15 protein-coding genes are annotated in these 18,207 nt (G+C 71.7%); 11 read left to right on the forward strand and 4 right to left on the reverse strand.

The features are described 5' to 3' along the window. Nucleotides 1-114: 114 nt before the first annotated feature. Nucleotides 115-468, reverse strand: a complete 354-nt coding sequence (locus ABD466_RS08005) for an ArsR/SmtB family transcription factor (RefSeq protein WP_344656312.1) — start codon at nucleotides 466-468, stop codon at nucleotides 115-117. Nucleotides 469-712: 244 nt separating this feature from the next. Here ABD466_RS08005 and ABD466_RS08010 point away from each other — a divergent pair, with 244 nt between their 5' ends. Then, nucleotides 713-2,083, forward strand: a complete 1,371-nt coding sequence (locus tag ABD466_RS08010) for an MFS transporter (RefSeq protein ID WP_344656313.1) — start codon at nucleotides 713-715, stop codon at nucleotides 2,081-2,083. A 132-nt stretch (nucleotides 2,084-2,215) separates the two neighbouring features. Then, the gene (locus ABD466_RS08015; protein WP_344656314.1) at nucleotides 2,216-3,580 is read left to right on the forward strand and encodes a DUF2252 domain-containing protein; all 1,365 of its coding nucleotides are present in this window, start codon (nucleotides 2,216-2,218) and stop codon (nucleotides 3,578-3,580) included. Between the two features lie 61 nt (nucleotides 3,581-3,641). Here ABD466_RS08015 and ABD466_RS08020 read toward each other — a convergent pair whose 3' ends face one another. After that, nucleotides 3,642-5,150: an MFS transporter gene (locus ABD466_RS08020; RefSeq protein WP_425558579.1), complete on the reverse strand. Its 1,509-nt coding sequence runs from the start codon at nucleotides 5,148-5,150 to the stop codon at nucleotides 3,642-3,644. Nucleotides 5,151-5,289: 139 nt separating this feature from the next. Between ABD466_RS08020 and ABD466_RS08025 the strand changes: the two genes are divergently transcribed. The 5 genes from ABD466_RS08025 to ABD466_RS08045 are packed head-to-tail and all read left to right on the forward strand — an operon-like array spanning nucleotide 5,290 to nucleotide 9,834. After that, complete coding sequence (locus ABD466_RS08025) at nucleotides 5,290-6,174, forward strand: helix-turn-helix transcriptional regulator (protein WP_344656386.1); 885 nt, start codon at nucleotides 5,290-5,292, stop codon at nucleotides 6,172-6,174. 57 nt (nucleotides 6,175-6,231) lie between these two features. After that, nucleotides 6,232-6,810 (forward strand): hypothetical protein, encoded by a 579-nt coding sequence (locus ABD466_RS08030; protein WP_344656315.1) that lies wholly within the window; start codon nucleotides 6,232-6,234, stop codon nucleotides 6,808-6,810. 13 nt (nucleotides 6,811-6,823) lie between these two features. Beyond that, complete coding sequence (locus ABD466_RS08035) at nucleotides 6,824-8,527, forward strand: ThiF family adenylyltransferase (protein WP_344656316.1); 1,704 nt, start codon at nucleotides 6,824-6,826, stop codon at nucleotides 8,525-8,527. Next, nucleotides 8,524-9,234 (forward strand): hypothetical protein, encoded by a 711-nt coding sequence (locus tag ABD466_RS08040; RefSeq protein ID WP_344656317.1) that lies wholly within the window; start codon nucleotides 8,524-8,526, stop codon nucleotides 9,232-9,234. Before ABD466_RS08035 ends, ABD466_RS08040 begins: the two co-directional genes overlap by 4 nt. After that, complete coding sequence (locus tag ABD466_RS08045; RefSeq protein WP_344656318.1) at nucleotides 9,235-9,834, forward strand: hypothetical protein; 600 nt, start codon at nucleotides 9,235-9,237, stop codon at nucleotides 9,832-9,834. Nucleotides 9,835-9,841: 7 nt separating this feature from the next. Here the strand turns inward: ABD466_RS08045 and ABD466_RS08050 are convergent, their stop codons facing one another. Continuing rightward, nucleotides 9,842-10,801: a glycoside hydrolase family 130 protein gene (locus tag ABD466_RS08050; protein ID WP_344656319.1), complete on the reverse strand. Its 960-nt coding sequence runs from the start codon at nucleotides 10,799-10,801 to the stop codon at nucleotides 9,842-9,844. 411 nt (nucleotides 10,802-11,212) lie between these two features. Here ABD466_RS08050 and ABD466_RS08055 point away from each other — a divergent pair, with 411 nt between their 5' ends. Then, a complete protein-coding gene (locus tag ABD466_RS08055; RefSeq protein ID WP_344656320.1) occupies nucleotides 11,213-12,034 on the forward strand; it encodes an MHYT domain-containing protein in 822 nt (273 codons plus the stop codon). Nucleotides 12,035-12,230: 196 nt separating this feature from the next. Here ABD466_RS08055 and ABD466_RS08060 read toward each other — a convergent pair whose 3' ends face one another. Next, nucleotides 12,231-14,507, reverse strand: coding sequence for a glycosyltransferase (locus ABD466_RS08060; protein ID WP_344656321.1), 2,277 nt, complete (start codon nucleotides 14,505-14,507; stop codon nucleotides 12,231-12,233). Nucleotides 14,508-15,241: 734 nt separating this feature from the next. On the opposite strand from ABD466_RS08060, the gene ABD466_RS08065 reads away from it, so the two are divergent. From ABD466_RS08065 to ABD466_RS08075, 3 genes are all read left to right on the forward strand, one after another. Next, nucleotides 15,242-15,856: a hypothetical protein gene (locus tag ABD466_RS08065; protein ID WP_344656322.1), complete on the forward strand. Its 615-nt coding sequence runs from the start codon at nucleotides 15,242-15,244 to the stop codon at nucleotides 15,854-15,856. Between the two features lie 21 nt (nucleotides 15,857-15,877). Next, the gene (locus tag ABD466_RS08070; RefSeq protein ID WP_344656323.1) at nucleotides 15,878-16,249 is read left to right on the forward strand and encodes a hypothetical protein; all 372 of its coding nucleotides are present in this window, start codon (nucleotides 15,878-15,880) and stop codon (nucleotides 16,247-16,249) included. A 124-nt stretch (nucleotides 16,250-16,373) separates the two neighbouring features. After that, complete coding sequence (locus tag ABD466_RS08075) at nucleotides 16,374-18,206, forward strand: hypothetical protein (protein ID WP_344656324.1); 1,833 nt, start codon at nucleotides 16,374-16,376, stop codon at nucleotides 18,204-18,206. Nucleotide 18,207 lies beyond the last annotated feature (1 nt).

Consider the following 18,207-nt stretch of genomic DNA (forward strand, 5'->3'; position numbering starts at 1 on the left):
CCGACCATGACGGACCGCGACGGCCCGTGACGGCTCGGCACGGACCATGACGGGCCATGACGGACCATGACGGACCGTGACGAACCATGCCGGACCGCGGCGGCCCGTGGCCGCTCAGCCGTGCGCCGGCGCCTGGTCGGCGAGCACGGCGTCCAGCAGCCCGGGCCACCGGACGTCGACCAGTTCGCGCCGCAGCCGGACGTGCTTCTTGGCGCCGACCCACCACATGACCACCAGGCCGGCCTCGCGCAGCACCTTGTAGTGGTGGGACATCGTCGACTTGGTGGCGGTGAGCCCGCTCTTCTCCCAGACGTCCAGGCATGCGATGCCGTCGTCGCCGCCGTAGGCCGCCACCGTGCGCACGATCTTCAGCCGCGCCGGCTCGGCCAGCGCCGCCAGGACCGCCGTGAGGTCCACGGCGTCCGGATCCGCGTGCGCCAGTTCGTCGCGCTCGACCTGGGATTCCATTGCCACAGCCTAAACCCGCTTGCCTTGAGTTCGATAGTGGTCGTACAGTTCGATGTTAGTCGAACGGTTCGATGAACGTCGAACCGATGGCCTCGAGCGAATGCGATGGAGCCAGCCCGTGTCAGCCATCACGGAACGCGTGATAACCGCGACCGCCCTACCGGGTTCAACACCGTCAGCGGCGGAATCTTCCCCGGAACCGGACGCGCGCCGCTGGCGCATGCTGCCGGTGATCCTCTCGGCCATGTTCATGGCCATGTTCGATTACTTCGTCGTCAACGTCGCCGCCCCGTCGTTCCAGCACGACCTGCACACCTCCGACGCCGGTCTGGAGCTCGTGGTCGGCGGCTACGGCTTCGCCTACGCGGCCGGGCTGATCACCGGCGGCCGGCTCGGCGACCTGCTGGGCTACAAGCGGATGTTCGTCTACGGCATGGCCGCGTTCACCGCCGCCAGTCTGGCCTGCGGCGTCGCCACCTCCTCGGCGCTGCTGATCACGGCGCGCCTGGTGCAGGGCGCGACCGCGGCGGCGATGGTGCCGCAGCTGCTGGCCCTGATCAACGTGATCTACCCGCTGCACGAGCGGCCGCGGGCGATGGCGTGGTTCGGCGCCACCATCGGCACCGGCTCGGTGGCCGGGCAGGTGCTCGGCGGCGTGCTGCTGGAGGCGAACCTGTTCCACTGGACGTGGCGCCCGATCTTCCTGGTGAACGTGCCGATCGGGGCGGTCGCGGTGGTGCTGGCGCTGCGCTGGCTGCCGGACACCCGCGGCGCGCAGCGGCCGCGGTTCGACCCGGTCGGCGCGGTCGGGATCGCGGCCGGCATCGGGCTGGCGCTGGCGCCGCTGATCCTGGGCCGGGCCGAGGGCTGGCCGCTGTGGACGTGGATCTCGCTGATCGCCTCGGTGCCGGTGCTGATCGCGGCGCTGCGCTGGGAGTCCCGGCTGGCCCGGGCCGGCGGGTCGCCGATGGTGGACCTGGTGCTGTTCAAGGAGCGCACCTTCAGCGTGGGCCTGGCGCTGTCCGGCCTGATGCTGGCCATGTTCGGCGGGTTCATGCTGGCCATGACCTTGTTCCTGCAGGGCGGGATGCACATGAGCCCGGTGCGCGCCGGACTGTTGTTCGGACCGCTGGGGCTGGCCTTCGCCGGCAGCTCGATGCTGGCCCGGCGGGTGTCGGGCCGCTACGGGGCCCGGGTGATCGCCATCGGGGCGTCCATGAGCGCCACCGGCCTGGTGCTGCTGGGCGCGGTACTGGCCTGGCGCGGCACGGACCTGGCGTCCTGGCAGCTGCTGCCGTCGATGATGCTGGTCGGCGCCGGGAACGGCTTCGTGCTGCCGTCGCTGGTGGGCTCGGTGCTGGCCGGGATCCGGTCCAAGAACGCCGGCGCCGCGTCCGGGATGCTGGTCACGGCGCAGCAGTTCGGCGGCGCCACCGGCGTGACGGTGCTGGGCACGGTGTTCTTCTCCGCGCTGGGGTCGCACCCGAGCGGGTTCGGGGACTTCGTCACCGCGATGCGGTGGGTGGACGCGGTGGACGTGATCGTCATCGCGGCCATCCTGGGCCTGGCCTTCCTGCTCCCGAAGCAGGCGGCGGGGATGGCGGCCAAGCGCTGAGGGAGTCCCGCGGCACAGGGCCGCGGCTTCCCCGCCTCGTCTCGACTCCCGTGGCCGACCGGATCGCTCCATTAGCCGATCCGGCCGGCCACCGGCATGCCGGGCGGGGTCCGGCGACGCACCCTGGATCGCATGACGGAATCGAGCCTGTCCTCGCGGGTGGCGGTGGGACGCGCGGCGCGTAAGCAGATCTCCCGGTCGGCGACCGGGGAGTGGTCGCCTCCGGCCGACCGGCGCGATCCGGTGGCGATCCTGGAGCAGCAGGCGGAGACCCGGGTGCCGGCCCTGGTGCCGATTCGGTACGGAAGGATGGCGGCCTCGGAGTTCGCCTTCCTGCGCGGAGCGCCGGCGATCATGGCGGCGGACCTGGCCCGGTCGCCGAACAGCGGGCTGACGGTGCAGCTGTGCGGGGACGCGCACCTGTCGAACTTCGGGCTCTACGCCTCCCCGGAGCGGCGGCTGGTGTTCGACCTGAACGACTTCGACGAGACGCTGCCCGGGCCGTTCGAGTGGGACGTGAAGCGGCTGACGGCGAGCGTCGCGGTGGCGGCGCGGGAGAACGGGTTCACGGACACGTGCGCCCACGACACCGCCAAGGCCGCGGCGTGGGCGTACCGGACGATGATGGCGGAGCTGACCCGGACCGACGAGCTGGACGTCTGGTACCAGGGCGTGGACGCCTCGTCCCTGCTGAAGCAGGCGAAGCGCCCACGCGGGCGCAAGGCGCTGGAGTCGGCGTTCGCCGCCGCCGAGCGGCACACCAGCGTGCAGGCGCTGCGCAAGCTGACCGAGCCGGGTCCGGACGGGACGCCGCGGATCCGCTACCAGCCGCCGCTACTGGTGCCGTACGCGGAGCTGGGTTTCGACCGGATCACCGAGGAGGAGATCGTCCGGCGGGTGTTCACCGACTATCGGGCGACGCTCCAGGAGGATCGCAGAGTCCTCCTGGACCGGTTCCGCTACGTGGAGTCGGCGCTGAAGGTGGTCGGGGTCGGGAGCGTCGGAACCAGGTGCGCGATGGCGCTCATGCTCGGGGACACCACGTCGGCACCCTTGTTCCTGCAGGTGAAGGAGGCCGAGGAATCGGTGCTGGCGCCGTATCTGAAGGCCGGCCGCCACGAGCACCAGGGGCAGCGGGTGGTGAGCGGGCAGCGGCTGATGCAGGCCAGCAGCGACATCTTCCTGGGGTGGGCGACCGGGCCCGAGGGCCGGTTCTTCTATATCCGGCAGCTTCGGGACATGAAGGGGTCGGCCGTGGTCGCCGGCCTCGACCAGAAGATGCTGCGCAATTACGCCGGACTGTGCGGGCAGGTCTTGGCGCGGGCGCATGCGCGGTCCGGGGACCGCGTGGCGATCTCCGCGTATCTGGGCCACGCGGACTCGTTCGACCGGGCGATGGCGCGGTGGGCGGTGGCGTACGCGGACCAGACCCGGGCGGACCACCAGGCGCTGCTGAAGGCGATCAAGGAGGGGCGGATCCTGTCGGTGGACGCCTGATTCCCCGGTCGGGGAAGGCGAAAGGCCCCGCCGAAGCGGGGCCGTTCTGCTTTCTGCTGCCTCAGATCCCCGCCGCCCGGGACTTCACCTTGCGGCCGGTCCGCAGGCCCAGCCCGACCAGGACCGCGACCACCAGGACCACCAGACCGTCGGCACCCAGGCCGAGGCGGATGCCGCCGGTGAGGGCGTCCTTGGCGGTGTGCCCGGCCTCCCGCAGGCTGTCGGCGCGGGCCGAGGCCAGGGCGCTGAACAGCGGGATGCCGATGGTCAGGCCGACCTGCTGGGAGGTGGTCACCAGGCCGGTGGCCAGGCCCTGCTCGGCGTCGCTGAGGCCGCTGGTGGCGGTGACGCCGTAGGCGACGATCGCACCGAGGTGGCCGAACGCCGCGATCGCGGCGATGGTCAGCAGCAGGAGGGTGCCGTTCGAGGAGTCGATCAGGGCCAGCGGGGCGATCAGCACGCCCTGCCACACCATCCCGCCGACCAGGGTGGCGCGGGCGCCGAAGCGGGCGATCGCCTTGGGGGCGACCATCCCGCCGAGGGCGGCGACCACGCCCATCACGCCGAACACCAGGCCGGTCAGCGTCGGGGACATGCCGTTCACCTGCTGCAGGAACAGGGTGCCGAGGAAGACCACCGAGCTCATCGTGGCGAAGGTGACCAGGCCGCCCAGGTTGCCGACCGCGACGCTGCGGCGGCGCAGGATCCGCAGCGAGACCAGCGGCTCCTCGGTGCGGGCCTCGATGACGACGAACGCGGCGAGCAGCGCGACTCCGGCGACCAGGCCGACGACGACGTCGGCGCGGCCGAAGCCGACCTGCGCGGCGGTGGACAGCGCGTAGATCAGGGCCAGCAGCGCGGTGGTGACGGTGATCGCGCCGGGGATGTCGAGCTTGGAGCTGTGCGCGTTGCGGCTCTCGCTGAGCAGCCGCGGGGCGCCGAGCAGCACCAGCGCGCCCATCACCGTGTTCAGGACCATCGTCGAGCGCCAGGTGAAGGCCTGGGTCAGGACCCCGCCGAGGACCATGCCGAAGGTGAAGCCGACGGTCATCAGGGTGCCGTTGATGCCCAGCGCCCGCTCCCGCTGCGGGCCCTCGGCGAAGGAGGTGGTCAGCAGCGCCATGCCGGTCGGCACGATCATCGCCGCGCCGACCCCCTGCAGCGCGCGGGCCGCGAACAGGATCGCGGGGACCCACGCGAGAGCCGCGATCAGGCTGGCGGCGGTGAACAGCACGGTGCCGGTGACGAACACCTTCTTGCGGCCGGCCAGGTCGCCGATCCGGCCGGACAGCAGCAGGAAGCCGCCGGAGGGCAGCGCGAAGGCGGTGGAGACCCACTGCAGGTTCGCCTCGCTGATTCCGAGGTCCTCGCCGATGCTCGGGACGGCGATGTTCAGGATGGAGAAGTCGACGGCGACCATGAAGTTGGCCGCGCAGAGCAGGAACAGCACCAGCTTGGCGCGGGTGGACATGCCCTGCTGGTTCGGGGTGCGGGTGTCGTTCGCGGTGGCTGCCGCGCCGTTCGCGGAGCCGGATCCGGCGGTGGCCGGGCGGTCGAGGACGTCTGTCATGCATCCAGGATTCGGCCGGGGAAGAGAACGAAGGTAGCGCGTAGTTATCCTGGTGGTCCTTACACCAGGCTGTGCAGCAGCGGAAGCAGCGCACGGGGCATAGAGTGCACTGTCTGCTCGAGGGGAGAGAGCTGTGTCGATGACGGGCCCGGTCCAGGTGGATCCCGACACCGTCCGACGGGCGAACCTGCGTGAGTTCCTGGTCGCCCGGCGGGCCCAGATCACGCCCGAGGAAGTGGGCCTGGCCCCGGGCGGCCGGCGCCGCACCCCGGGGCTGCGCCGCGAGGAGGTCGCCGTCCTGGCCGGCGTCGGCTCCTCCTGGTACCAGTGGCTGGAGCAGGGCCGCGACATCACGGTGTCGTCGCACGTCCTCGACGCCGTCGGCCGCGTGCTGAAACTGAACGAGGCCGAGACCCGCCACCTGTACGCTCTGGCCGGCCTGAACCCGCCGCCGCTCGGCGCCATCTGCCCCCACCAGGCCGAACAGCCGGTCGACGAGGCCCTGGTCCGTCTCGTCGACGCCTGGCTGCCCAATCCCGGCCACATCGTCGACTGCTACTGGAACATGGTCGTCGCCAACCGCACCGCGCAACTGGCCCTGCGCATGACCGACCCGGGCGTGAACTGCCTGCACCAGTACTTCCTCGACGACATCTACCGCGAAAGCGTGACCAACTGGGAGGAGCTGGCCCCGCACGTCGTGGCGAGCTACCGCTCGGAGATGACCGCCAACCCCGGCGACGAGGGCTTCCAGGAAGTGGTGGAAGCCCTGATCCCGCAGAGCCCGGAGTTCGCCGCCTTGTGGGAGCGCCAGGACGTGGCCCACAACAGCGCGCGTAGTAAGACCCTGAGTTCCAAGGTCGGAGCCCTGCACTTCGAGTCGGTGGTCCTGGCCGTGCCGAACCGCGCGGACCTGCGGGTCGTCCTGCACAATCCGCAGGCCGGCACGGACACGGCGGTGAAGCTGGAGCGGCTGCTGGCCGAGGACGAGCGGCGGAACGGATTGCGGCTGGTGGCGGGCTGAGCCGGACCGACCTACCCTGAAGAACGCACGGCAGAACAGTGCGATAAGGGGAAGTCGATGACGGACGTCGAACGTACCGACCTGAACCGGTTGCGCGACATCATCCGGAGCGCGCAGCAGTCGGGCGATCAGTATCCGGTGGATCCGAAGGCGCGGGTCGCGGTCGGGTCGGAGGGTGAGATCTACACCGGCGACGCCCCCACAGGGCGTCCTTTGAGCAAGGTGCAGCACGGGACGTTCGCGGCGCGGGTACGTGGGCGGGAAGTCGAGGACCTGCAGTGGGCCGCGCAGCACATGCCGCGGAACACGCGGTTCATCGATCATCGGGATGCGCGCGGGTGGTGTTACAGCTTCCGGTCGCAGATGGGGCGGCCGTACACCATGTTCGCGTACTTCGACGGCATGAGCTATCAGGTGAAGCTGGTCGAGCCGCGGCTGGAAGGGCTGCTCGGGGTGCACTCCTCGCATCTGTTCGCCAACGGGAAGCTGTGCCTGAGCCAGCATGGGGGTTCCGGGCAGCCGAGTCTGGAGGAGGCCTACTCCAAGTCGGTGTTGTGGGCCACGGGCATGGATGTGGTGCTGGCCGGGTATCCGTTCCCGTTCTCGGTGAACAACGAGGTCGAATACGACCTCTGAGCAGGGGGTGCGGATGCTGACGCCGGTACGGGTCGCGGACTACGTGCTGGACGCGATCACCGCGCGGATCGGTGCGGTCGCGCCGGAACAGGGCGGCGCGCTGCTGGGCCTGCCCGGGCTGGACTACGTCACCGGCTTCCTGCACGACGCCGGGGCGGCCACGACCGGTACCCGGTATCAGAACACGGACTGGCTCATCGCGGCGGTCGCCGAGCGGGAGGCCGCCACGGCGGCGCGGTTCAAGGGGATCGTGCACTCGCATCCGGCCGGGATGCCGGTGCCGTCGGGGCAGGACCGGTCCGAGTACGCCGAGTCGCTGCGGCTCAATCCGCACCTGGCGCGCTACCTGGCGCCGATCGTCACCCACGACGTCGACACGCCGCTGGCCGGACACGAACTGCGGCTCGGACCGGCGCGGATCTCGTTCTACGGCGCGGAACGGACGGCGGAGGGCGTGCAGGTGGCGCCGGTGCGGCCGGTCGTGGTACCGATCGTCAGGATGCTGCGAAGAGCCGGTGTGCAGCCGGAGGCGGATCCGGCCGCGGTGGAGGTGGAGGGCGCGGCGCTGCTGGCCACCCATGCGCGGATCCCCGGGTTCGGCGGCGTGACGATCCTGTTCGGCACGGACTTCCCGGCGACGGCGCCCACGCTGCTGGCGGAGGACGGCGACGGACCGCTGTCCCTGGTGTGGGATCTCAGCCTGCCGCCGCTGGAGCGGATGGCCGGAGCCGTGCCGACGCTGCGCACCGCACGACGGCCCAGGCCGAGGGAATCGCACGATGCCTCGCACGATGCGGCCTCGGCGCCCCTCTTCGCCCGGACCGGGGGCCTCCTCTCCCCGACGCTGGCCCGACGCAGGGTCCTGATCGTCGGTGCCGGCTCGGTGGGCTCCTACGTCGCCGAGACGATGGCCCGCAGCGGGGTCGGCGCGTTCACGATCGTCGACCCGGACGTCGTCGAACCGGCCAACGTGGGACGCAGCGCCTACCGCGTCGCCGACGTGGGGCTGGCGAAGGCGCGGGCGCTGGCCGATCTCGTGCTGTCGATCAACCCGCGGGCGCGGGTCGCGCGGCACACGGCACGGCACGAGGACCTGGACCTGGCGGCGCTGGTGGCCGAGGCGGACCTCGTGATCGCCGCGACCGACGATCCGCAGGCCCAGGCCCGCCTCGGCCACTTCGCCCACCACCTCGGGCGGCCGGCGGTCTTCCCCGGCCTTTATCAGGGTGCTCAGGGCGGCGAGGTCATCATCGCCACGCCCGGAACACCCTGCTTCACTTGCGCTACCGGCGGCGTCCGCGCGGATCTGCAGGAGACGGCCAGCGGTTCGGTGGCCGCCGCCACCGATTACGGCACCGGGCGCCTGATCGCCGAGCCGGGGCTGCTGACCGACATCCACCAGGTGTCGGCCGCGGCCGTGAAGATCGCGCTCGGGCTGCTGCACGACGCCGACGACGAAGCCGCCGCCGCGCGGTTCGCGCAGGGCGTCCTCAAGGCCGGGACCACGTACGCGGTCTTCGGTCACGAGCCCGACTACTGGATCTTCGCCGACCTGATGCGCGGGGCACCGGCTCAGTACGCGTACCAGTCGCTGTGGCTCTCGGTCGAGGGCCGGCCGGGCTGCCCGGTGTGCGGGGAAGCCGAAGGCCGCACCGATCCGGGCGCCTTCCAGGAGCCCGACGTGGACGTCATCAGAGCCCTGACGGACTCGCCGTGAGCGCCCTCTATCCCACGCCTTCGCCGACCGCCACCGCTTGGCTGGCGACGCTCCGGAACACCCTCACGGAGCTCCGCGGCGAGGTCGCCCCGGCCGAGCCGATCGATCCGGAAACCCTTGCCGCGCATGTGGAAAGCGTCGCTCCCGAAGCCGCCGAAGTCGGAAGCGAGGTGCTCCAGGCGACGCTGCGCGAGTTCGGGTCGACCATCGGCGGCCTGACGGCGGCGTTCGGCATCCGGCCCGCCGCGATCGTCACCGCTCTGGGGCGGGGCCAGCCGCTCGGCGAACTCGATCCGGTGGTCGCCCGGGCCTTGGAGCACGTGCCGGAAATCAGTTCTCTGACTTCATCCGGAACCGTCACCGTCGAGAAGGACGGCCGCACCACCACGCTCGTCGCCGCCACCACCGTCGGACCGCCGGCCGGCCCGGTGCGGGTGGCCTGGCCGGACCGCGACGACGTCTGGCTGTGCGCGGTCCCCGCCGCCGAGCCGCTCGACGCCGCCCGCGCGGCCTTGGCACGCATCCTGCCGCACGTGGGCGTGCTCCGGGCGAGCCTGCGAGAAGACCACCGCGGCCTCCACGCCGCACTCCTGACCGTCGACCCCGCCGCCGACCCGGATCTCGTCATGGCGCGGCTGGAGGGCTGGCGCGCGGCCGTCGAGCAGCTGCACCGCGGCGCCGTCGCGATCCACTGGGAGCAGACATAGATGGCGAACCACGACATCGAGAAGATCCGCGGCGCGATCGCCGAGGAGCACGGCCGCGCGGTGCGCGTCATCCGGCGGAACAAGAGCCACCGGCCGCATCTGCGGCCCGCGCCGCAGACCCCGGGCGAATTCGTGCTGGCGCTGCTGTCGATCGTGCTGACGTTCCTGGCGCTGCTGTTCGCGATCAGCGCCGCGCAGCTGGCCGCGTTCTGGATCGGGGACCACGCGCAGCACCACGGGAAGGCCTGGCCGGTGTTCCGGGCGCTCGGCTACCGGCCGTGGGATCTGGGCGGGGAGGCGTACCTGTTCCACGCCGTGTTCGAGGAGTTCCGGCTGCTGCCGTGGATCATGATCGTCGCGGTGGGTACCGCCGCGCTGGCGCGGCCCTACCAGGCGGTCCTGGTGGCGTTCGCGGCCGGGATCGTGGAGAACAACTGGTGGCTGCACCTGCCGACCTACGACTTCCCGAAGTGGTTCGCCGACCTCGTCGACAAGCAGCGGACGCTGCTGGAGCACTTCAACCCGTGGCAGGCCTTCGGGATCCTGCTGGGGCTGGCGTTCGTCGGGATGGCCTGGGCGGAAAGGACCCAGGCCCCCTAGGTCTCATTCAGCCGTACTGCAGCAAGTAATCCATGACCTCGGACATGGTGGCGGTGGCCACGGCGATGACCGAGTCGCCGGCACCGTAGTAGAGCCGCAGTTCACCGGTCTCCGCATCGTGGATCAGGCCGGTCGGGAAGACCACGTTCGGCACGTCGCCGTGCGTCTCGTAGTCGGCCGCCGGACCCAGCACCCACTGCGGGGAGCGGCGCACCACCTTGGCCGGGTTGTCGATGTCGAAAAGGACGAGGCCGGCGCGGTACAGCGGCCCCGCGGCCATCTGCTTCACGCCGTGGTAGACGCCGAGCCAGCCGTGCTCGGTCTCGATCGGCGCCGGGCCCAGACCCATGCGGGCGGCGTCCCACCAGGCGCCCTCGCGACTGGCCATCACCGGCTCCGGGGAGCTCCAGGTGCGCAGGTCCTTGGACCGGGACAGCCACACGTCCGCGCCGCCGACATGGGCCGAGTACGGCCGGTGGTACAGGATGAAGTCGCCGCCCACCCGCCGGGGCAGCAGCGAGGCGTTCTTGTCCTCCGGGGGCATCACGACGCCGAGCTTCTCCACCGACTGGAAGTCGTCGGTGGTGGCCAGCGCCACGCACGGGCCCGAGGGACCGTAGGCGGTGTAGGAGATGACGTAGGTCTCGAGTTCGGCCACGTAGGTGATCCGGCAGTCCTCGACCCCCCACATGCTGGTCTGGTCGGCCGGGTCGTCGGCCAGCAGCGGCTTGGGGTCCACGCGCCAGCCGAGCACGCCGTCCGGCGAGCGGGCGACGGTCAGGTGGGACAGGCCGCGGCGGTCCTCGACGCGGCACAGCAGCACCGTCTCACCGTCGTGAGTGGTGGCGCCGGGGTTGAAGACGGTGTTGATCTGGTAGGGCCAGTCATTCGCCGTCAGGATCGGGTTGGCGGGTTCCCGGCGGAACAGTTCGCCATGGGGGCTGGTGGTGCCGAGCGGTGTCGACATCTTTTGCCTCACAGGGGGTCTGGTTGCGAACAGGTTTCGATCTTCGCAAACGGCACAGTTCGCCGCTGGAAAGCACCGACTGTAGCGCCCGTGATCACACCGTGTCTGGACAACACGCTAAACGCGGGCGCCACATGGGGTTTCCATATGACGGCGGGCTGTCGCAGCTCCGGGTCTTTTCGCCACGACCCGCTACGCACTGCGTATTGCGGGCCAGGGCGGCGCCAGGGCCGTTTGTGTGACGAAGGCCACAACGTGGGGCTGGCGGGGGCCGCCCGGCGCGCCGCGCCTTCGCCACCTCTATGATTGCTCGGCTGTTGACGGACTGCACGCAGTTCAAGCGCCTGCGAAGCCAAGACAGCGGCCCTCTGTACCCCGGCTGTCCGCCTTCGTCCGAAATGGATGCGCGCTGTGCACGTCAACGGTTTCACCTACGGTCCCCTGACCCCGTTGCTGGCCTACTTCATGTCCTTCCTAGGCTCGGCGATCGGACTACAGAGCGCCTCGCGCGCCCGCGTCGCCGTTGGCCCATCCCGGTACCGCTGGCTGGCCATGGCCTCATTGGCCATCGGAGGCACCGCCATCTGGGTCATGCACTTCATAGCCATGCTCGGTTTCACGGTGCCGGGCGCCGAGATCCGCTACGACCCGCTGCTCACAATCGTCAGCCTGGCGGTGGCGGTGCTGATCGTGGCGGTGGGCCTTTCGCTGGCCGTGGCGCGCGGCGGCTCGGCCGGTTCGCTGCTGGTGGGCGGCCTCATCACCGGCTCCGGCGTGGCCGGCATGCACTACCTGGGCATGGCCGCGCTGCACATGGCGCCGTCGATGCACTTCGACGTGAAGCTGGTCGCCGCCTCCGAGGTGGTCGCGGTGGGGGCGGCCACCGCCGCGCTGTGGTTCGCGCTGCACGTGCGCGGCCTGCCGGCCACCATCGGCGCGGCCGGCATCATGGGCGTCGCGGTGACCGGCATGCACTATCTCGGGATGACGGCGCTGCACGTGACGGCGACCGCCGCGACCGACCCGAGCGGCTGGATGCCGGGTATGCCGGTGACCTCCGTGGCGGTGTCCGGCGGGATGTCGCCCTCGCAGCTGCTGACCCCACTGGTGGTCGGCATCAGCGTGACCACCACGGTGATGCTTCTGGTGGTGGCGATGGCGCCGACCGAGCGCGAGCTGCACGAGGAGCGGCGGGCGGCGCAGATGTCGCTGGCGCTGCGGTCGCGGCGATGACCCCGCGGTCGACGAGACGACGCGAGACGGCCCCGTGCCGCTCCCTGCTCAGGGGAGGGCGGCACGGGGCCGTTTTCCTGTACGCCGTAGGCCATGCGGGCCACACAGGCCGTGCCGGACGCACGCGCACGGCGCGCTGGCGCGCTCGGGGCGCCCGGGTCCTCCGGAAGGCCCTACGGCTCCCGGAGCCCCTCTCTCACACCAGCGCGGCCCGCCGCAGGGCCAGCAGCGCCTGGTAGTACGCCAGCGTCGATTCAGCACCCTGATTCTGGTTGGCGTCGGTCTCGCGCAGCCCGTCGCGCCCGCCGCCGCTGGCCGCGTCGTACAACGGGATCCCGAGCCGGTTGGCGCCGAGGAACCAGTCGAACGCCCGCCGGGCGCGCCGGGCGTAGAACTCGCGGCCGGTCACCCGCCAGGCCTCCACGCACGCCTCGACCACCGCCGCGGCGTCGATCGGCTGCTCGTCGCCCTCGTACGCGGGCCGCGGCTCCCCCTTGCGCCGCCACAGGTTCCCGACCAGCCGCAGGGTGCCGTCGGGCGCGTCGGCGCCGATGCCGACCTGCCCGAGGTACCAGTCCAGGGCCCGCAGCGCCCGGTCCATCACCGCCGCGTCCCCGGCCCGCTCGCCGCCGAGCAGCAGGGCTTGCGGCAGCCGGGCGTTGTCGTAGGTGAGCTCGTCCTCGAACCACGGCCAGTCGTCGGTCGCGGTGGCGGTGAGGGCCGCGTCCAACCGGGCCACGCCGAGCTTCAGCTCGGCCGTGGGCTCCGGCGCCCGCACCAGGCCCAGCAGGCCGTAGGCGGTGGAGCGGACGGTGGTCAGCACCGGCAACGCCGAGCGGGCCCCGTCCAGCAGCCCGGCCGCGCGCTCGCGCAGCTTGTCCGGGACCGAGCCGCCGGAGGCGACGTCGCCCAGCGCCCACAGCATCCGTCCGACGTGGTCGCCGCGATGCGGCTGGTCCAGCCAGGTCCCTGCCGCGTCGCGCATGTTGCGGGAGCCGAGGGCGTCCTTGTCGTAGCCGGCCTCCAGGAAGTCCAGGGAGGTGTCGAGCCACGCGTGGGGGTCGGTGCCCTGCAGATCCCGGACCGGGATCGTGCAAAGCCCGGCTGCCACAATCGCCAGCCGGGCCACGTCGTCCACGCAATAGCCGGATCCCAGATCCGGCTGGGCGTTCTCGCTGAACTGGACGATGCCGCCGGAGTCGGTGATCCGGTTGAGGTGGGTGAGCTTCAGCTTCGGGACGTCCACGTGCGCCTCCCCGGCGGCGTCGGTGCGGATCGCGTCGGTCAGCGGACGCGGGCGGCGGGCGGCGGCCGCCCGGGCGATGCCCGCGAAACGGCGGGCGACGGCGGTCCAGTGCAGCGCGGACCCCAGGGTCCGGGCGGCCTCCCGGGCGCGCTCCATGCGCGCCGGGTCGGACAGCAGCGTGTGCAGGGCTTCGGCGAAGGCCTCCGGATCCTCCGGCGGCACGGTGATGCCGGCGCCGCCGCCGAGCATGTCCTCGGCGTAGAAGTAGGAGGTCGACACCACCGGGCAGCCGGCGGCCAGCGCGAAGGTGAGGGCGCCCGACGAGATCTGCTCGCGGGAGCGGTAGGGCGTGCAGAAGACCTCGGTGCGGGCCAGGACCGCGGAGATCTCGGCGTCGGACAGGAAGGTGTCCAGGAAGACCACGCGGTCCTCCAGGCCGGCGCCCTTGACCGCGAGGACCAGGAGGTCGCGGTAGTTCTCGCCCTCCTGGCGGGCGATCTCCGGATGGGTCGAGCCGGCGATCAGGTAGGTGACGTCGGGATGCCGCTCGGCGATCCGGCCGAGGGCGGCGATGGCGGTCTCCAGCCCCTTGCCGGGCGAGAGCAGGCCGAACGTGGACAGCAGCCGGCGGCCGCGCAGGGCCTCCAGAGTCGCGTTCACCTCCGGGCGCACGTCGCCGCCGCTCCCAGGCGGCGGCGCTCCATGCGGGACGTGGACGATCCGGTCCGGTGGCGCTATGCCGGTATCGACGGCCAGCCGGCGTGCGGTCTCGGTGAACACGGTCACGGCCGCGGCGTCGCGGCACAGGCGGAAAAGGGTGCCGGCCTGCGAAGGGCTCGGCTTGGAGAGCACGGTGTGCAACGTCACCAGATACGGGACGCCGAGGCGGTGCAACTCGGCGGCGAAGTCGGTGACCCACGCACCGTCGACTCCTCCGAAGATGCCGTACTCGTGCTGGATGACGACGGCGCCCACCCCGGAGGCGGCCAGTTCGGCGGCGGCTCGCCGGTAGTCGGGGCGCTCGTCCTGGCGGATCACCGTCCGCACCGTTGCGGGGTAGGCCAGTCCGTCCCGGTCCAGCGCGCAGATCTCCACGCGGACGTCCGGGGCGGCATCGGCGAGCGCGACGGCCAGGTCGCGCGAGAACGTGGCGATGCCGCACCGTCGCGGCGGATACGTGGAAACGATCGCGAGTCTGATGCCCATGTTCGAGACAGTCCCTGCCATGACCTCTCATACCTCTCTCCGTCGCCACTAAATACGACGGAACCGGCAAGTCACTCTAACGGCACTCAGTAGCCTGAATCAATACTCTTAGACGTATTGCCGGTAGCGCCGCGGTGAACAGCCCGTGAGGCGGCACACCGTTGCCAAGGCGCGAGGCGAGGTCATGGCCGGGACCGCCTGGAGGGTGTGACACGAGGGTTCCCAACAGGTGTGACGTGCGTCGCTTGACAACCCCCCGGGGTCGGGATGGTTTAATAGCGCCATGACCGGCGCATGCTTCACGTGCTGCGCGACCTGCCTTGGGACGACGAAATCCCATCTGGCCGGCCGCGTATGCCGCATGCACCGAATGTGCGGCCGCTGACGTCCGATCGCCCGCCAGTACGGATGGACGAGGGTTCTCCCTCGCTTCACCCGGAGGGCACCTTCCAGCCGCCGTACACATGTAGAGGTAACTCTGATGACAGCCCTCCCGTCACCCACCACCGCCCGTCATGGTGCCGCTTCGCGGCGCTGTATTGATGCTTCGAGGTCCAGCCTCAGCCTCATCGCCACCCTTCGTCACAAGACTCCTCACTCCACGCGACGAGTAACGCATCCCGGCGCGCACGGACGCCATAAACCGTGTCGCCGAATGCGCTGGGGCGTACCAGCCAACGCCGTCTGCGTACGCCCTTCCCGGTGCGATTCCCCCCGACCCGAGAGCTTCGCGAACCCGCTGAGGAGCACCCCCGATGGACCCCCGCCGCCTGGAACTGATCTACGACGCCGTCCGCACCGAGCTGGACGGCCTGGAGCGCTACGAGATCGAGCAGCGCGCCTGCGTGGCCCGCGCCCGCTGGCACGCCGCGTCGACAAGCCCGAACGCCAATCCTGAACAACGCGCCCAGGCCGGCGCCCGAGCCGCCGCGATCGGCCGGGTGCTGATCCACCTGAGGCGCACCTGGAGCGACGAGTACGACGCCGCCGACCACGCGGCCCGCGCCCTGGCCGCCGAGCGTGTGGCCCCCGAGGTCGCCGTGGCGGTCCGCGCCGCCGGCCACCCGGTCGGAGCCAAGGTCGAGGTGGTCGGCGAGGAGCGCACCGGCGTGGTCCAGCAGGTGCTGGTCTCCCTGGAGGAGGACGGCTCCCACGCCCGCTGGTACGTGGTCCACGTGGCCGAACTGCAGCTCTGCCGCGCCTACGGCTGCGACGAGCTGGAGACCCTGGAGCCGGCCGAGCAGCCGCTGGCCCCCGCCGCGCAGCACTCCGCGGCGTCGTTCGCGGCGCTGGCCGAGCGCGCGGAGCGCGGGCAGCGGCTGGCACAGCACGCGCAGCGCGGCGGGCGCCGGGTGCTGGCGGCGGCGTGAGGGCGAAGGCGCGGTGCGAACGTGAGCGGTAGCGGCGGCGGGGCCGTGGGCGCGGCCGGTGGTCGGGGCTACGGCGGGATCACGGCGGTCGCAGCCGCCGCTGACGGCAAGCGCCGGCTCGGGAACGACAAGCCCGCGGTCGCGGGCGGCGCCTCGACCGGCGACGTCGACCTGCCCGGGGTCAGCACCGAGCTCGGTCTCGGCGCGGTTCCGGCGAGCGGAGTGGGCGGCGGGTTCAGGGCGCTCAGCACGACCGGACACGGTGCGGACGGGCGCAATGCGACCGGACACGGCGCAACCATGCACGGCGCGACCGGACACGGCCCGCACGGGCTCGGGACGGTCGGGCGCTCGGCACGGCGGCTGGCCATAAGGCTGATAGGAGCCGCCTGAGACGCGGTGCGGCGGGTCCGGCGGCCGAGGGGGTGCGGCCGGGCCTGTCGGCCGTCGCGGGGAGGCTGCCCGTTCGGTGGGGCCCGGCGCGCGCCGGGGATCATGGCGGAATATCGTCGCATCGATGACTGCCGTCGATGCTTCCGCCACCGCCGGTCCGGCGGATGATCTGGCGCTGCTGCGCGCCCATGAGCCCGTGTTGGCGTACACCAAGGGTGAGTACTTCCTGCCGACCGACATCGAGCGGTATGTCGCGGCGGCGAGTCTGTGGCGGGTCGGGGCGGAGAAGCCGACCGAGGTGGTGCCGGCCGGGGAGCTGGATCTGGCCGCCCTGCTCGCGGCGGCGGCCGAGCATCCGGAGCGGCCGTTGTTCCTGCGGTATGTGCTGAAGGCCGCGTCGGGGCGGGAGGTGCGGCGGTGGCGGAAGGGACATCCGACGGGGATCCGGCGGACCGGGCGGTTGGCGGCGGTCGGGTTGGTGGCCCGGTTGATCGACGTGCTGCTGCGGTTGAGCCTGCTGATCCGGGGGACGGTGCCGGGCGGTGTGATGACCAAGGCCGCCGAGCAGTACCACGAAGGCGGGGGTGCGCAGGCTTCTCCTTACTACGGGCGGGTGCTGCGGCGTGGTGGGTACGTCATCCTGCAGTACTGGTACTTCTACTCGGCCAACGACTGGCGCTCGACCTTCGGCGGTGTCAACGACCACGAGGCCGACTGGGAGATGGTCACCGTCTACCTGGTCGAGGACGCCGAGGCCGGGACGGTCACGCCGCGCTGGGTGGCGTTCTCGTCGCACGACTACACCGGCGACGATCTGCGGCGCCGGTGGGACGACCCGGAGCTGACGCTGGTCGACGGCACGCATCCGGTGGTGTTCGCCGGCGCGGGGTCGCACTCGGGGGCGTTCCTCGCGGGCGACTACCTGGTCACCGTGAACCCGCGGTTCCTCGGCACGGCGGCCCGCTGGTGGAAGCGCGGCGCGGAGCTGCTGCTGCGCCGTACCCGGAGCGACGACCACGGGTTCGGCATCCCGTTCATCGACTACGCGCGCGGCGACGGCGTGCGGGTCGGCCCGGGGCAGGACCGCGAGTGGCAGGCGGTGCTGATCGACGACCACACGCCCTGGGTGCGCGGTTTCCGCGGCCTGTGGGGCGTGGACACGCGGGACTGGGCCGGGGGCGAGCGGGCGCCGGCCGGGCCGCGCTACGAGCGCGACGGCACCGTCCGCTTCTCCTGGGCCGACCCGCTGGGCTGGGCCGGGCTGCACAAGGTGGCGCCGGACGACGGCGGCCTGGAGCGCAGCCTGAAGGCCCGGATCGCCGAGCTGGACGACCGCATCGCCGAGGCCGACGAACAGATCGGGCTGTTGCAGCGGGGGGCGCGCGACCGGCACGCGGAGGTGTTGTCGCTGCGGACGGAGTCGCAGGCGGCACGGACCGCGGCGGAGCGGGCGGGCGAGGCGCGGGTGGCCGAGAACTCGGTGATGAGCGTGATCCGGGAGCGCACCGCTCTGGCCGAGGAGCGGGCGGTGCACGAGGACGTCCTGGCCCGCGGCGGGGTGCCCCCGCAGGATCCGCAGGCGCACGTGACCCGCGCCCACAAGCCCTACACCCCGGACGACCACAAGCACCACGGCATCCTGCTGCAGATCTGGGCCGCCGTCAGCGTCCCGCTGCTGTTCCTGACGGTGGCGACGGTCCTGCTGCTGCCGGAGGACAGTGCGAAGATCCCGTCGCTGCTGGCGATCCTGGTCGCCTTCGCGGGCCTGGAGTCGCTGGCCCGCCGCCGGCTGATGACCACCGCGGTGAGCGTGGCGGTGATCCTGGTTGGCGGCGGGATCCTGATCACCGCGCTGGAGTGGGCGGCCCGGCACGCCCGGGACGCGTTCCTGATCACGATGGGGGTCGCGGCACTGCTGCTGTTGCTGGTGAACGTGCGGGACTTCTTCCGCAGGTAGG

The sequence above is a fragment of the Catenulispora subtropica genome (assembly GCF_039531675.1).
In the GTDB taxonomy this organism is placed as follows: domain Bacteria; phylum Actinomycetota; class Actinomycetes; order Streptomycetales; family Catenulisporaceae; genus Catenulispora; species Catenulispora subtropica.